Source organism: Actinoplanes subglobosus (genome assembly GCF_042650585.1).
GTDB lineage: Bacteria > Actinomycetota > Actinomycetes > Mycobacteriales > Micromonosporaceae > Actinoplanes > Actinoplanes subglobosus.
The window spans coordinates 1-15,279 of sequence record NZ_JBHSBL010000017.1; the positions used below are offsets into that span (position 1 = coordinate 1).

Below are 15,279 nucleotides of genomic sequence, written 5' to 3' on the forward strand. Positions count from 1 at the left end.
GGCTGGGTGGCGCAGCCGCCGGTGAGGAGGTGTGAGCCTTCGGCCGCCTGCGGGAACCGTGGGCGGTGTGAAAGCTCCTGACTCCTCACCGGCTACGAGGCCGCGGAGCCGATTGGCTCAGTCGAAGAGGTCGTGCAGGAAACCGCGCCGCCGGTAGTGGCCGTGGTGGCCGTAACCGCGCCGGTAGTGGCCGTGGTGGCCGTAAGCCGGGACCGGCGGCGGATAGCCGTGCGGTGCCGGAGCCCCGTAAGGCGGCGGGGGCGGGGGCGCGTAACCGGGCTGGTGCATCGGCGGCGCGGGAGCGTGCGGCGCGTGGGGGGCGGGCGGCGGCGGAGGAGGCGCCTGGCCGCCGGACGGGGCGCGGTTGTAGCTCGCTTCGGCAGCGAACAGCTTCTCCAGCTCGCCGCGGTCAAGGAAGATGCCGCGGCACTCGCTGCACTGGTCGATCGTGACGCCGCTGCGCTCGTAGACCCGCATCTCGCCGTGGCACTTGGGACACGTCATATGCATTTCAATGACGGTACAAGGCCGTGTCATGCCGTGGGGCCGAAGAACCTGTGTCCTTGCTGAGTGCTGGGGCGAAAAGCAGCAAAGCGGCCGGGTAGAGCAGGTATCCGAATCGTGTCGTCGGCATCAGCAGGATCGCGGTCAGGAGTCCGTAGCCGCAGAAGAGGGCGGCGGAGGTCGCGGTACGCGGAGGGCGGCGCAGGAGCAGGAACCCGATGACCGCGGCGGCGAGTATCAGCAGGCCGGAGGCGATGTAGCGGCCGGCGGGCAGGGACTGGGCGATCAGGTAGCCGGGGAACGGGGACTGCGCGGGGCTGGTGACGAGACCGTGGCCCATGGGGAAGCGGAGCACGTTTTCGATCAGGGCGTCCGCGTCGACGAGCAGTGGCGGCAGCAGAGCCAGCAGGGGCAGGCCGACCGCGCCGGGGAGGAAACGCCGCCACGTTCCGGTGACCACGGAGTACACGATCAGGACGGCCACCACCGGCAGGGCGAAGAGTTTGCAGGCGGCGGCCGCTCCGACGGCTGTGCCGGACCAACCGGGGCGGCCGGTCGCGGCCAGGGCCAGGGCCAGCAGGCACAGGGCCAGGACCGGGATGTCGTCGCCACCGGTGGCCAGCGTCAACGCGGTCACCGGAAGGACGGTGGCAGCCTGGACGGCCCGGACGAGAGCCGGCGAGACCGGCGAAACGACAAGGGGTTCGGAGGAAGGACGGTCCGGATCGGGTGCTGATGCCGGGCCTACGGGGGCGGCCGGACGGATCCAGGCGAGAAAGGTACGCGGAGCCCGTATCACCGCTGGGTTTGGCAGGGACCGCAGAAGGGTGACGGCCGCGCCGAGGGTGACCACCGTGGCGATCGCGAACCAGATCCTCGCGTCGGTGAACCAGTGATCGCCCGCCAGAGCGCGCGGAACGCCGAACACGGACATCCCTGGCTGATAGGGGCGATAGCCCAGAAGCCGCTCGTCGAGCGGAATCGCCGCGATCTCGGTACGGCTCAGGTAGGGCGTGCCACTGCGCAGCAGCGACTCGCCCATGTGCTCGACGACCAGCACCTCCTCCTGGGCCCGATCGGTCCGCCCACCGGCCCGCTGGACGGCCTGAATGACCAGCGGCAGCAGGGCCACCGCCCCCCACGTCGCCCAGGCGAGCAGGTCACGGCGTTGGACCAGGTAGACCAGCAGCGCGGCGGCCAGATAGCCCCCGGCCGCCACCGCACCCCAGGCGCGGTGCGGCAGCAACGTCGAGGTCAGTGCGGTGACCAGCGCGAAGACCGCGGATAGGGCGTAGAGGGCCAGGTCCAGCTTCTTGGTCACGCGGGCAAGTTTGGCAGACGGCGCATAGGCAGGCGGACGACCGAACCCTCGTCGTGCAGGGCCGCCGCCAGCACACCGGGCCGGCCACCGGAGCCGCGCTGCAGCATGCCCAGGAAACGTGCCGCGGAGTACGGCCGGGCGAACAGGTGCCCCTGGCCGGCGACGCAGCCGAGAGCCCAGAGCGCACGGCGCTGCGGCTCGCTCTCCACCCCCTCGGCCACCACCGTCAGGTGCAGGTTACGGGCCAGGTCGACGGTGGTCCGGACGACGGCGGCGGACTCGGCCGACGTCTCCACCCCGGCCACGAACTCGCGGTCGATCTTGAGTTGGTGCACCGGGATGCGGGAGAGCACCGACAGTGACGAGACGCCGGTGCCGAAGTCGTCGATGGCCAGTCGCACCCCGGCGTTGCGCAGCTCGGCGAGGGTGCGCTCGACCACGTCGAGCTGACTGACAGTGAGGGTCTCGGTGAGTTCGAGGACGAGCCGGTCGGCGGCGACGTCGTGCCGGGCCAGCCGGGCCAGCACCGAGCCGGGGAAGGTCGGGTCGAGCAGGCTGCGTGGTGACACGTTGACCGCGACCGGCAGGTCGAAGCCGGCGTCGCGCCAGCTCTGCCGGGCGATGAGCGACTGCTCGAGGACCGCGTCGGCGAAGGCGGGCAGCTGTCCGGACCGCTCGACGGTCTCCAGGAACCGGACCGGGCTGAGACTGCCCTGGTCGGGGTGGTGCCAGCGGGCCAGCGCCTCGGCGGCCAGCACCTCGCCGGTGCCCAGGTCGACGATCGGCTGGAAGTCGACGGTGAACTCGTGCTCGGCGACGGCCCGGCGCAGCTCGCCGGTGAGCATCAGCCGTTCGAGGTCGGCGGTGTCGCGGGCGTGCGCGTAGACGACGATCTGCTCTCCGGCGCGTTTCGCCTGGTACATCGCGATGTCGGCGCGACGCATCAGCTCCTCGACGCTGCCGGTGCCGGCGGCCAGGGCGATGCCGCCGGCCGCCTCGATGGTCAGCCGCATGCCCTCGACCTCGATGATCGTGTCGAGGGTGGCGAGCATGCCGGTGGCCCGGTGCCCGGCCAGCGCGGGCGTCGGCAGGCCGGTCAGCAGGACCGCGAACTCGTCGCCGCCGAGCCGCGCCACCAGGTCACCGGGCTCGGCAGCGTCACGCAGACGGGTGGCCACCTCGCGCAGCACCTGGTCGCCGGCGGCGTGGCCGAGGGTGTCGTTCACCTCTTTGAAGTGGTTCAGGTCGATCAGCAGCAGGGCGAACAGGCCCTGACCGGTGGACCGGAACACCTGCTCGGCCCGCTCGTAGAGGCGACGGCGGTTGGCCAGGCCGGTGAGCGGATCGTGGGTGGCGGCGTGCGCGTTCTCGGCGGCTATCCGGGCCAGCTCGGCGTACGCCTGCGCGTTGCGGATGGCCGTGCACACCGCCGATGCGAAAGTCCGCAACTTGTACTGCTCGACCTCGGTGAGCCGGACCGTCCCGCCGAACCGCAGCCGCAGCACACCGACCCGGACACTGCCGTCGTGGGCGATCAGGTCGACCGAGGTCTCGTCGGCCGGGGTGATGCCCGCGGCCGGCCGCGGACCGTCGGTGAGGACCTGGGACGCGGTGGCGCGGACCGTGCGGCCGGTCAGGTCGATCGCGGACTCGGCGGCGGAGAAGATCTGCGCCGCCCGGGTCGTCGCCGAGTGCAGGACCTGGGTGAGGTCGACCGCGTTCAGCTCATCGGTGGCCTTGGCCAGGCGCTGCCAGGACTCCCGCTCCTCGCGGGTGCGGACGCTGCGGGACTGCCACAGGTGCATGCAGAGCACAACGAGCGGGACGACCAGCAGGAGCAGGACGCTCGCCCCGGTGGCGAGCACACCGACGACCAGCAGGGCGGTGGCGAGCTCACCGAGCCAGCAGATGACCTTGCTGGGCCAGTGGTGCAGCGCCACCTGACGGATGCCGGTGCCGGTCGCGACGGACAGGACCGGGGAGAAGACGGCGTGGTCGACGATCACGAAGGTGATGAGCGCCACGATGATCGGCAGGACCGGCAGGGTGGGGTCGGTCAGATCGGGGTGCACGCCGAAGGCGAGGAAGACGGCGGCGGCGGAACCGGCGGTCAGCGCCTCCTTGGCCACGCCGAACACGGATTTCTGTAAGCCGAGATGCTTCAGGCAACGGAGGACGGCCATCGCGATCACGGCGCAGAACACCACCCACGGCGCCGGGATCAGGGTCAGCCCGACCAGGACCGGGATCTCGCCCCAGGTGGTGCTGTCGGTGTTTGCCTTGACGCGGACCAGGACCTTCACCCGGTTGGCGATGATCAGGCTGCCGCAGAGGCCGGCCAGGACCAGCGGGTGCGGCGGCGGCTCGGCGAGCGTCAGCGCGTAGGCGGCGAAGCCGGCGACGACACAGAGCCCCAACACGACGACGAGACCGACGAGCAGTCGAAGCTGCCGATCGGTCGCGTTGTCGTCACTCTCGTCCGAAGACATGTCGTCCTTGTCGTTGCCGAGCGCGATCGGATCGTCGCTCAAGGCACAAACTACCGGTTTCAGCCCCACTCTTGGTTGTTGCGCATGGCGCATTCCCTCCCGGTTTGCCCTAAGTCGTCCTGACAGGAGAGAATTTAGATCCTGATAGGTGCCGGATTCCAGTGGATCCTGTCGCTATGCGCAGAATGCGACAATAGGGCGACGCGCCGCTACGGACAGTTTCTGAATGGAAACTCATCGCAATGAGAATCGCGTCATTCAGTCGCCGGCAATTCTATTTTCCAAGCTTGCCGCAGCATCGCTGAGCAGTGTGGACGGAGCGTGAAGCGAATACTGCAACGTTGCGAACTAAGCTCCCGGTATGCCCCAGGAAAGTCAGCTCACTCACGTCGATGAGAGCGGCGCCGCGCGCATGGTCGATGTATCGGCCAAAGCGGTGAGCGACCGTCGCGCCATCGCCGCCGGGCGGGTCCGCACCACCGCCGACGTCGTCGACCTGTTGCGCCGGGACGACCTCCCGAAGGGCGACGCCCTCGCGGTCGCCCGTCTCGCCGGGATCATGGGGGCGAAACGGACACCTGACCTGATTCCGCTGTGTCATCCGATCGGGCTGCACGGCGTCAAGGTCGAACTGGACCTCACCGCCGACACCGTCGAGATCACCGCGATCACCAAGACCGCCGACCGGACCGGCGTCGAGATGGAGGCACTCACCGCCGTTGCGACGGCCGGCCTCGCGATGATTGACATGATCAAGGCGGTCGACCCCGCGGCGAGCCTGGAAAACATCCGGGTGCTGCGCAAAGAGGGCGGCAAGACCGGCGATTGGGTACGCCCGGAGGACCGGCCGTGACCATCAGAGCACGTGTCGTCGTCGCCTCGAACCGGGCGGCGGCCGGTGTCTACGCCGACACCAGCGGGCCCCGTCTCGTCGCCGGTCTCCGGGAGCTCGGTTGTGACGTGGATGCGGAGCCGGTGGTCGTACCCGATGGGGATCCTGTAGCCGAAGCCCTCCGCGCCGCCGTCGCCGATGGTGTCGACGTCGTCCTGACCAGCGGCGGAACCGGAGTCACCCCGACCGACCGCACCCCCGAGGCCACCCGCGGCCTGCTCGACTTCGAGATCCCCGGCATCGCCGAGGCGATCCGCGCGCACAGCCGCGACAAGGTGCCGGCCGCGGCCCTGTCCCGGGGGCTCGCCGGAGTCGCCGGGCGCACCCTGATCGTCAACCTGCCCGGCTCCACCGGAGGCGCCAAGGACGGCCTGGCCGTGCTCGGTCCGCTGCTTGCCCACACGGTGGACCAGATCAGGGGTGGCGACCACTGAGCGCTAGGCTTTCCCGGTGACCGAGTCGACCCCTGTGGACTGGGAATTGGCGCGCACGCTCGCCTATCGGGCGGGGCGTGACGCGGTCGGCGGCGCGGAGACGATCCCGCTGGCCGTGGCCGACGGCCGGACCCTCGCGGAGCCGTTGCGCGCCCTCACCGATCTGCCCGCGTTTCCGACGTCGAGCATCGACGGCTGGGCCGTGCGCGGGATCGGTCCGTGGCGCCCGGTCGGCCGCGTCCTCGCCGGTGGCACCCCACCACCACTCACCGCTGACGGCGACTGCGTCGAGATCGCCACCGGCGCGATGGTTCCGGACAACGCGACCGCTCTGATCCGGGTCGAGGATTCGGTCACCGGCACCGATGGCCGTGTCTCCGGCGAGCCCCGCGCGATTCCCGACTGGCGGCTGCCCGGCGAGGAGGCCCGCCGTGGCGAGGAGCTCTTCCCGGCCGGCACGGCGGTCGATCCGGCGGTCGTCGGGGTCGCCGCCACCTGCGGTTACGAGTCGCTCGCGGTCCACCCGGTGCCCCGCGCGGCGCTGCTGGTCTTCGGTGACGAGCTGCTCACCGCCGGGCCACCGGGAGCGGGCCGGGTCCGCGACTCCCTCGGTCCGCAGGTGCCCGGCTGGCTGCGGCGTTACGGCGCGACCGTCGAGTCGGTGCACGGCCCGGTCAAGGACACCCTCGTCGCCCATCTCGACGCCATCCGGAGCGCCCTGGAGACCGCCGACCTGGTCTGCACCACCGGCGGCACGATGAACGGGCCGGTCGACCACCTGCATCCGGCGCTGGCCGAGCTCGGCGCGGAGTACATCGTGAACACCGTCGCCGTGCGCCCTGGTTTCCCGATGCTGCTGGCCCGCGTCCCCGGCCCGGACGGGCGGCCCCGTTTCCTGGCCGGCCTTCCCGGTAATCCGCAGTCCGCCGTGATCGCCCTGGTCACGCTGGTCGCTCCGCTGCTCGCCGGCCTGCGGGGCCGCGCTCTGCCGCCGCTGCCGTCGGTCACCGCGGGTGCCGACGTGGCGGGCCGTGGCGGCTTCACCCACCTGGCTCTGGCCGCTCTCGACGCCACCGGACGCACCGCCACCCCGGCCGGTCACGTCGGCTCGGCGATGCTTCGCGGCCTGGCCAACTCGCACGGTTTCGTCGTCGTCCGGCCCGGCACCCAGGCCGCCGACGGCGACACGGTGCCCTTCCTGCCCCTTCCTCTGACGCCCGGGGAGCGCCCATGACCACCTCCGACGCCGTTGCCGGACTGGTGGCACTGACCGCCGTCGTCGACGAGCCCCTGGACTTGGCCGCGCACGAGGCGGCCGTCGCCGACCCGCGGGCCGGTGCCGTCGTCTCCTTCCAGGGTGTGGTCCGCGACCACGATCACGGTCGCGGCGTCACCCTTCTCGAGTACGAGGGTCACCCGACCGCCGCCGCGATCCTGCGTGAGGTGGCCGAGGAGATCGCCGCCGACCCGGCCGTCTACGCGGTGGCCGTGTCCCACCGGATCGGCACGCTGGCGATCGGTGACGTGGCCCTGGTCGCCGCGGTCAGCACGGCGCACCGGGCGGCGGCCTTCGCCGCGTGCGGCCGGCTGGTCGACGAGGCGAAAGCGCGTCTGCCGATCTGGAAACGTCAGGTCTTCCTCGACGGCACCGAGGAGTGGGTCAACTGCCCCTGACCGTCCCACCGCGGGGCAGGGGGATCGCCGCCGGGCGGTGCGGTGCCGGCCGGATGGTCGGCAGCGCGGGTGAGCCCTGACGCCACGGCAGGGTGTTGACCAGCAGGATCAGGGTCAGCGCGGGCAGGTTCCAGCGCAGCGACCAGACCGGCGTGGTGATCAGGATCAGGTAACCGGCGGCCGCCATGGTCAGGTAGGCGGTCCCGGCCCGGCGTGTCGCCCGGGGCAGCCGGCTGCTGAGGCGACGGCGCAGCCCGGCGTCGGCCAGGATCAGGACGGCGGGGAGAAGCCACAGGCTCTCGGCAGCGGTGGTGACCGGGCCGGCGACGGCGATGGTCAGGCCGACCAGCGTGAAGGCGGCGACCTCATCGCCCTCGGTGTGGGCGGAGCGGGCGCGGATCAGGCCGACGGCCACCAGCAGGATGCCGAAGGAGAACCACACCAGAACCGGCGGGGCGGGGAAGCCGTACAGGCGGGCCATCACACCGGCCAGTGACTGGTTGTCGAGGTCGCTGACCGGGGCGGGCCGGGCGAGTTCCCACATCGTCGTCCCGTACCAGGCGAAGGTCTCGGCCGGAGCCACGACCAGGACACCGAGGGTGACCATCGTCGCGGTCGCCACGGCGGTGAGTGCGGCCCGGCGTTGCCGCGTGACCAGCAGGTAGACGACGAAGAGCAGGGCTGTCGCACTGAATGCGGTGGCCAGGCCGGTGCCGATGCCGGCCCAGGAGCCACCGGCCCAGATCCGGCGGAGGGTGCCGCCGCCGGTCTGGTCGACCTCGGAGCGCTTCGACGACTGCGACAAATCGCCTATATAGTCGGCGCGACGGAACGCTCGGGTCAGGCGGACGGCGATCGGCGCCCGGCCGCGAGGCGATCGGCGCGACCGCAGCAGCGCGGCCAGGGACCGGTGGCGGACCCGGGCCGCACGGCGCAGACCGACCAGATCCGCGGCGAGCAGAGCGAAGATCAGCAGCTCCGGACGGCCGAGGCCGACGGCGGCACGGACCGGCTCGGCGAGCAGCGCCAACGCGGCCGCGGCCAGCACGAACGGGCCGCGGCGGCGACCATGGCGACGGGCCACCGGGCCGGCCATGATAAGGGTGACGAGCAGCAGTGCGGCCAGGCCGGCGAGAGCGAGCAGCCATCCGGCTGCCACGAGCGGCAACAGGGTGAGGGGCGTGAGCAGCAGCGTCAGTGCGGGTGGCTGCGCGGCTCCGGCTTCATTCTCCGGAGAGCGGTACGCGTAGAGCCCGTCCCCGGCCAGCCAGCCCCGGATCGCCTCATGTTCGACGGCGAGGGTGCTCAGGCCGTACCGCCGCAGACAGAGGGTGATGATCGCGGCCGTGACCAGGACGCCCACGGCGACCAGTCCGGACCGCATGCGCGCAGCACTGAGCGCGATGTTCCTGATTGCCGGCATGGCGCGACCCCCGTCTCGTTCCCGGGCACGGCACGTCCTGCCGGTCGGCCCGCCCGCCGGCGCGACGAGCGCAACGGCCGGGAACGGCTGGCAGGGTGTCCGAGCGGAAGCGAGCTTAGAAGGCGCTGACCGACCGCGCGGCCCCTCGTCCGCTTTAACGCAAAGGCCGCAAGAAGGTTGTTAGCCGGGCAATTTACGCACAGCAACGGCGATCTTGGCGTCCCGCCGGGCGGTCCGCACCGCCCGGCGCACCGATCGCTGGCTCCGGTCGATCGCGTGCGATGTCCGATAATGAAGACCCGGACGGCCCTGGGTGTCGACCGCCGCGAGGAGTAGCCCGCCGAGCAGTCCGAGGTTGCGCAGCAGGTGGTCGGGATCGCCCTTCTCGGTCGCGGCGTGCGGGATCAGCCCGGCCGCCAGGACCGCCGCGGCCGGCCGGGTGAACCGTCCGGTGGCCAGCGCGAGCCCGGCCGCGACGTCGGCGACCGCCTTGATCCGGATCAGGGTGCGCGGGTCGGTGGGCAGGCGTGGATCGGTCCGCTCGAGCAGCGGGGTCACCCGGTCGGTGAGCGGGCGCACCGCCTCGACGCGCGAATCCGGCCGGGCCAGGGTGCGGATGCCGTCGACGACGAAGATCGACGCGAGCATCGCGCGGGCTGCGGAGCGTACGGGCCTCATCACCCGGTTATACCCGCATTGCCGCCCTCATACCGGCTGCGTTCTGAGGTAGCGGCCGAAGTGCGGGACGGTGAACGCCACCGTGCCACGCTCGCCCGAGTAGATGAGTCCTTTTTTGATCAGGGCGTCGCGGGCCGGGGAGAGACTGGCCGGCTTGCGGCCGAGAGAGATCGCGATCTCCGAGGTCGGCACGGCGGCGTCCATGTCGTTGCCCGGATCGTCGGAGAGCGCCGCCATCGCCCGCATGTACTCCCGCTCGGCCGGGGTGGCCCGCTCGAACCGGGAGCCGAAGAAGCCGACCGCCAGCTCACCCTCCGCCTCCGGCGCGGCCACCCGCACGTCGTCCGCGGTGATCGGCGTCTGCGGCGCGTGGTCCCAGGTCGCCTTCCCATAGGCCTGGACGAAGTACGGATACCCGCCCGACTTCTCGTAGAGCAGATCCAGCGCCTCCTGGTCGTAGTCCACACCCTCCCGCTCGGCGGGGACACCCAGCGCCAGGTCGGCGGCGTCCCGGTCGAGCCGGTCGATCCGCGCGTAGCGGAACAGGCGCTCGGAATACGACTTCGCCGCCGACAGCACGGCCGGCAGGTGCGGCAGCCCGGCACCCACCACGATCAGCGGCGCACCCAGCTGGGACAACTCGTGGCAGGCCGCGCAGAGAGCCGAGACGTCGGTCGCGCTCAGGTCCTGCATCTCGTCGATGAACAGGGCGATCCCGGTGCCCACGTCGGTGGCCAGGGAAGCGGCGTCGGTGAAGAGCTCGACCAGGTCGATCTCGATGTCGCCGGAGTCGGCGCGACCCCGGGCCGCCGGGACGTCGATACCGGGCGCCCACCGGTCGCGCAGTTTCGCGTTACCGTCGTTGGCCCGCAGCGCGAACGCCTTGAGCACGCCGAGCACCTCGTCCACCCGGTCCGGGTCGCGGTGGTGCGGGGCCAGCTCGCGGATCGCCATGTGCAGCGCGCCGGAGACCGGGCGGCGCAGCGACTGATCCGGCCGGGCCTCGATCTTGCCGGTGCCCCAGAGTCGCCCGATCGCCGCCGAGCGCAGGGTGTTGAGCAGCACCGTCTTGCCGACGCCGCGCAGACCGGTCAGGACCAGGCTGCGCTCCGGACGGCCCCGGGCCACCCGCTCCAGGACGATGTCGAAAGCGTCCAGCTCGCGGCCGCGACCGGCCAGCTCGGGCGGGCGCTGACCGGCGCCCGGAGCGTACGGGTTCCGCACCGGATCCATGACGTAGCACCGTATCGGGCTCTCTAGCGTCAGCGCTAGAGTCTGCTCGATATCATCCTCTAAGTGCGTCTAGCTGTGCTGCTAGAAAGTGCTAGACGGGCTCATACTCGCGCAGGCACAGGACGAAATCGACGTCGTCATACCCGGTGTCGTAGTAGTACCACTTGGTGTATTTAGGGATCGATGCGCACTTACGGATCGCGTCCCGCTCGCCGGTCGTCTTGCCGTCGATCCGCTTCAAGATCTCGTACGTGTTGGCCGTGCACACCACGATCCGCAGCTTCGGCTCCGTGTTCGAGCCCTCATTGCGGACGCACTGGCCCTTCGTCGCGAACCGCGCGTCCGCACTGGTCTGCGGGCGCGGCCCCGGAGCGGCGGCAGTCGTGGCAGCCGTCGTGGCGCCGGTCACCGGATCCTTCTTGCCACCCAGCGTGAACCAGGCCGCCGTCGCCACGCCGCCACCGATCAGCACACTCAGCGCCGCCACCGTCGCACCCATCGCGAACCCGCGCCGAGCCGGCGGCTTCTTCCACTCCGGTTTCTGCCACTCGGGTGGAGGGGCATAGGCCGACTGCTGCGGTAGCTCGTGCGCCTGCCCGCTCCAGGGATCCGAGGGCTCCGAGTATGGCTGCTCAGGGCTGCCGCTCGGCCATGAATGGCCAGGGTACGGCCCGTTCTGAGACATCGGGGGAACCTCCAGAAGCGGTCTACGCTGCCTGCCACCGTAGCGTGCGGCGGACAATCGGATACCTTTCACCTTCGTGTCGTCACAACTAGTGATCTTGTCGATGCTCTTCGGCGCGGCGGCCGGTGCCTTCGTGCCCCGGATCGCCCACCGGCTGACCGTCCCCTTCGGAGCCCCGGCCCGCAGCGACTGTGGACGGTGCGGGCGGGCGTACCCAGCGGGAGCAGCCGGCTGGATCCACGCTGGACCGTCCTGCGGCACCGGCGGACACTGGCCGCCGGTGGCGTTCGCGGTGATCGCCGGTCTGCTGGCGGCTGCCCTCGGACCGGTACCGGCACTGCCCGTATACCTGCTCGCCGCGGTCCCGGGAATCCTGCTGGCGATGATCGACCTCGGCTGCCTGCGGCTGCCCGATCGGCTGGTCGGCCTGTTCGCGGTCGCCGGCGGAGTTCCGACGGCACTGCTCGTCCCGGACCGGATCGTCCCAGCACTGACCGCGGGCGCACTGGTCGGCGCCGCCTATCTGGCGATCGCCCTGCTGCCCGGGCGTGGACTCGGCCTCGGCGACGTGAAACTGGGGGCGGCACTGGCGTTCCTGCTCGGGTTCGCGGGCTGGCCGGCGGTGGCCGTCTGCCTCGGCACCGCCCACCTGCTCAACGGCGCGATCGCCACCTGGTTGCTGGTGACCCGGAAGGGACGACCCCTTCCGTTCGGGCCGGCCCTCCTCGCCGGGTTCCTGCCGGCCGCCTTCACAGCCTTCTAGAGCAGTCTCAGCTGCCGGTCCTTCGGACGAGCCGGCATGGCCTCACCGAGCTTCTCGAAAAGTCCGGAATCGATCACATCGAGGAACGGGGTTGGTGACTGCTCCCGCTCACTGCCGTGCCGGAACCGCTTCGCCGAACTGCTCACGTACAGCCGGTCCTGGGCACGGGTCAGGCCCACGAAGAACAGTCGCCGCTCCTCGGCGACCTCCTCCTCCGACGGCGTCGAACCCGGCCAGCGCAGCGGCAGCAGCCCGTCCTCGCACCCGACCAGGAACACCACCGGGAACTCCAGGCCCTTCGCGGCGTGCAGGGTGAGCAGGTTGACCGCCTCGGCGCGCGGGTCCAGGGCGTCCACCTCGGCGCCCGTCGCCAGCTGCTGCAGGAAGAGCGGCAGGTCGTCACCGATCCGGTCGGCCAGCGGCAGCAGCAGCTCGGCGGCGAGCCGGACGTCCTCGGGGGCGAGCTGAACGCCGTCCAGGGTCGGGGCCGCACAGCGCTGGGCCAGTGCCTGAGCGGCCGCCTTCACCCGGGCGGGCAGCGGACCGCCCGCACCGCCGGCGTGCCGAAGCTCCCGGGCGATCTCCGGGACACCGGGCCGGTCGCGGAGCCGGTTGTGGGACCGCTTCTGCACCGGGATGCCGGCACGGGACAGCGCATCCATGATCGGGCCGGACTGGGCATCGGTGCGGTAGAGCACGGCGATGTCCGAGAACGACAGATTGCCGACCGCAGCCGTACGGGAGTCGACGCGGCCCGAGTCGAGCGACCGGTGCGACAGACCGCCGACCAGCTCGTCGATCGTCCGGACCACGAAGTCGGCCTCGTCGGCGACACTGCGGGCCGAGTAACGCCCGACCAGCGACGCCTCGGGATCGAGCCGGGCCGGATCCAGCCGGCGGCCGCTGACCAACGTCGTCGGAGCGATCGCCTGCACCGCGGCGGCCAGGATCGGCGCCGACGACCGGTAGTTGCGGGTCAGCCGGACCAGCCGGGCGTCCACGAAGTCGGCGTTGAACCGGAGGAAGTACTGCACGTCCGCGCCACGGAACGAGTAGATCGCCTGGTCCGGGTCACCGATCGCGCACAGGTTGCCGTCCGGTGGGCTGAGCAGGCGCAACAGCTCGTACTGCAGCTCGTCGACATCCTGGTACTCGTCCACGAAGATCCACTGCCAGCGCCTGCGGTATCGCTCGACCAGCGCCGGGTCCTCACGCAGCAGCGCGACCGGCACGCTGATCAGGTCGTCCAGGTCCACCAGCTCCTGCTGGCGCAGCAGCTTGCGGTACGCCGCGTCGTCGTCACCGGCCTGCTCCCGGGCCTGCGCCTGTTCCTGGTCGTCGGCGATCCGCCAGCTCGAACCGAGCCCGGCCGCCTTCGCGTTCTCCTTCAGAACGGTCAGGCCCAGGGAGTGGAACGTGCCCACGGTGATGTCCTCGGCCACGTCACCCAGCAACGCCTCCAGCCGCTCCTTCAGCTCGGCGGCAGCCCGCCGGGTGAACGTGATCGCCAGGCAGCGCTCGGGGAAGACACCCAGCTCGGCGCAGAGGTACGCCATCCGGTGCGTCAGGGTACGCGTCTTGCCGGTGCCCGGGCCCGCGACGATCAGCAGCGGACCGCCCGGCGCCGATGCGGCCACCCGCTGCATCGCGTCGAGACGGTCCAGCAGGCCGGTGCCGACCTCCTCCATCCCGGCGAGCATCGGCTCGAACGGCTCGTGCGGGCTGGGGGGCGGCGCCAGCGGCGGCGGGGCCGGCTTCTCCTTGGCCGGCTTGGCCTTCGGTTTCGCCTTCTCCTTCGTCGGCTCGACGCGAGGTTTCGGCTGTTCGGACGGGAAGTCGAAAAGCGTCTCGGTCTGCGGGGCGCTGTTGCGGTTGCGCAGCTCACCCGGGTCGAACAGGGTGATCACGCCGTACTCGCCGTCATACCCCGGCACCCGCCGCACGTCGCCGCGCCGCAGCCGCGTGATCGCCTCACGCAGCTCGTCGCCGCCGGCCTTGCCGATCTCGTCGACCGGAACCTTCCGCAGGATGTCCAGCTCGGCGCCGAGCGTCGCCACCAGGTGGTTCAACTGGGACTCGACGGTCTTCGACTTCGGGCCGACGCCGTGGATCTCGCCGATGATCTCGTGCAGCTGAATCAGGTGCTCGACATGGTCGTCGCGGTGGTAGCCCTCCGGGCGGTCGGCCAGATCCTCGACCCGGCTCAGCACGCCGACGGTCAGCGGACGGCCGCACTCCGGGCAGCGCCCGTTCGCCTCGCGGGTGCGAGCGGGCTCCCAGTTCACGCCGCAGGCCCGGTGGCCATCCGCGTGATACTTGCCCTCCTCGGGGAAGAACTCGAGCGTCCCGGCCAGGCCGATGCCGTCGCGCACCGCGAAGTAGTCGGGTGTGCCGGTGAACAGGGTGGCCTCGCGGGCCAGGGCAGCCGGCGAATGCGCGTCCGAGTTCGAGACCAGGCGGTACCGATCCAGGCTGGAGACCCGCCAGTTCATCCCCGGGTCCGACGAGAGGCCGGTCTCCACCGCCGTCACATGGTCGGCCAGGTCGGCGTAGCAGTCGGCGATCGCGTCGAATCCCGATTTCGAACCCAGGGCGGAGAACCACGGCGTCCAGATGTGCGCCGGGATCAGATAGCCGCCCGCCTCCAGGGTGATCTCCAGGAGGTTCCGCGAGTCCAGCCCCAGGATCGGCCGGCCGTCCGCGGTCAGGTTGCCGATCCGGCCCAGTGCCGTATTGATCTTCTCGACCGAAGCGAAGTCGGGTGCGTAGAGCAGGTGGTGGACCTTGCGGGTCTTGTCGTCGCGCTTGTAGATCGTCGAGATCTCCACGCTCAACATGAACCTGGCCGGCGTGGTGCCACGCAGCGAACCCGGCAGGCGCTTCGTCACCGGCGACTCGTCGGCGAGCCGGAACAGGCCGGGCTCGGCCGGCTCCAGGCTTTCCTTGAGGTGCTCGAACCAGGCCGGGTGGGTGAAGTCACCGGTGCCCAGCAGGGCGATGCCCTTGCGCCGGGCCCACCAGGCCAGATTGGGCAGCGTCAGATCGCGGCTACAGGCGCGCGAATAGCGCGAATGAATGTGCAGGTCCGCGACATATGTATCCGTGCTGACCTCCACACCCCGCATCCTGTCATGGCCGTCGGTCTCGCCTTGCTTCGCCACGCTCAAACACACTTACCGATCT

At 71.0% G+C, this 15,279-nt stretch carries 13 protein-coding genes; 5 read left to right on the forward strand and 8 right to left on the reverse strand.

The genetic code is table 11. The features are described from left to right. Positions 1 to 117 precede the first annotated feature (117 nt). From ACFO0C_RS17870 to ACFO0C_RS17880, 3 genes are read right to left on the reverse strand one after another with little or no spacing between them, the layout of a single operon-like run. Positions 118 to 510: a TFIIB-type zinc ribbon-containing protein gene (locus ACFO0C_RS17870; RefSeq protein WP_378067785.1), complete on the reverse strand. Its 393-nt coding sequence runs from the start codon at positions 508 to 510 to the stop codon at positions 118 to 120. A gap of 1 nt (position 511) precedes the next feature. Then, complete coding sequence (locus tag ACFO0C_RS17875; protein WP_378067786.1) at positions 512 to 1,825, reverse strand: glycosyltransferase family 87 protein; 1,314 nt, start codon at positions 1,823 to 1,825, stop codon at positions 512 to 514. Then, complete coding sequence (locus ACFO0C_RS17880; RefSeq protein WP_378068497.1) at positions 1,822 to 4,314, reverse strand: putative bifunctional diguanylate cyclase/phosphodiesterase; 2,493 nt, start codon at positions 4,312 to 4,314, stop codon at positions 1,822 to 1,824. Before ACFO0C_RS17880 ends, ACFO0C_RS17875 begins: the two co-directional genes overlap by 4 nt. A 361-nt stretch (positions 4,315 to 4,675) precedes the next feature. Here ACFO0C_RS17880 and moaC point away from each other — a divergent pair, with 361 nt between their 5' ends. The 4 genes from moaC to ACFO0C_RS17900 are packed head-to-tail and all read left to right on the forward strand — an operon-like array spanning position 4,676 to position 7,314. Continuing rightward, positions 4,676 to 5,167 (forward strand): cyclic pyranopterin monophosphate synthase MoaC, encoded by a 492-nt coding sequence (gene moaC, locus ACFO0C_RS17885; RefSeq protein ID WP_378067787.1) that lies wholly within the window; start codon positions 4,676 to 4,678, stop codon positions 5,165 to 5,167. Then, positions 5,140 to 5,640, forward strand: a complete 501-nt coding sequence (locus ACFO0C_RS17890) for a MogA/MoaB family molybdenum cofactor biosynthesis protein (protein ID WP_378067788.1) — start codon at positions 5,140 to 5,142, stop codon at positions 5,638 to 5,640. The genes moaC and ACFO0C_RS17890 overlap by 28 nt, the downstream gene beginning before the upstream one ends. 16 nt (positions 5,641 to 5,656) lie before the next feature. Further along, positions 5,657 to 6,874: a molybdopterin molybdotransferase MoeA gene (locus tag ACFO0C_RS17895; protein WP_378067789.1), complete on the forward strand. Its 1,218-nt coding sequence runs from the start codon at positions 5,657 to 5,659 to the stop codon at positions 6,872 to 6,874. After that, complete coding sequence (locus ACFO0C_RS17900; RefSeq protein WP_378067790.1) at positions 6,871 to 7,314, forward strand: molybdenum cofactor biosynthesis protein MoaE; 444 nt, start codon at positions 6,871 to 6,873, stop codon at positions 7,312 to 7,314. Before ACFO0C_RS17895 ends, ACFO0C_RS17900 begins: the two co-directional genes overlap by 4 nt. Here ACFO0C_RS17900 and ACFO0C_RS17905 read toward each other — a convergent pair. From ACFO0C_RS17905 to ACFO0C_RS17920, 4 genes are all read right to left on the reverse strand, one after another. Continuing rightward, positions 7,301 to 8,737, reverse strand: coding sequence for a glycosyltransferase family 87 protein (locus ACFO0C_RS17905; protein ID WP_378067791.1), 1,437 nt, complete (start codon positions 8,735 to 8,737; stop codon positions 7,301 to 7,303). The genes ACFO0C_RS17900 and ACFO0C_RS17905 overlap by 14 nt on opposite strands. Positions 8,738 to 8,917: 180 nt before the next feature. Continuing rightward, positions 8,918 to 9,415, reverse strand: coding sequence for a DoxX family protein (locus tag ACFO0C_RS17910; RefSeq protein WP_378067792.1), 498 nt, complete (start codon positions 9,413 to 9,415; stop codon positions 8,918 to 8,920). 27 nt (positions 9,416 to 9,442) lie between these two features. Continuing rightward, positions 9,443 to 10,648: an AAA family ATPase gene (locus ACFO0C_RS17915; RefSeq protein WP_378067793.1), complete on the reverse strand. Its 1,206-nt coding sequence runs from the start codon at positions 10,646 to 10,648 to the stop codon at positions 9,443 to 9,445. A 91-nt stretch (positions 10,649 to 10,739) separates the two neighbouring features. After that, the gene (locus tag ACFO0C_RS17920) at positions 10,740 to 11,135 is read right to left on the reverse strand and encodes an LppU/SCO3897 family protein (protein WP_378067794.1); all 396 of its coding nucleotides are present in this window, start codon (positions 11,133 to 11,135) and stop codon (positions 10,740 to 10,742) included. Between the two features lie 274 nt (positions 11,136 to 11,409). Here ACFO0C_RS17920 and ACFO0C_RS17925 point away from each other — a divergent pair, with 274 nt between their 5' ends. Continuing rightward, positions 11,410 to 12,096, forward strand: a complete 687-nt coding sequence (locus ACFO0C_RS17925) for a prepilin peptidase (RefSeq protein WP_378067795.1) — start codon at positions 11,410 to 11,412, stop codon at positions 12,094 to 12,096. On the opposite strand, the gene ACFO0C_RS17930 is transcribed toward ACFO0C_RS17925, so the two are convergent. After that, a complete protein-coding gene (locus ACFO0C_RS17930; protein WP_378068498.1) occupies positions 12,093 to 15,221 on the reverse strand; it encodes a UvrD-helicase domain-containing protein in 3,129 nt (1,042 codons plus the stop codon). The genes ACFO0C_RS17925 and ACFO0C_RS17930 overlap by 4 nt on opposite strands. Positions 15,222 to 15,279 lie beyond the last annotated feature (58 nt).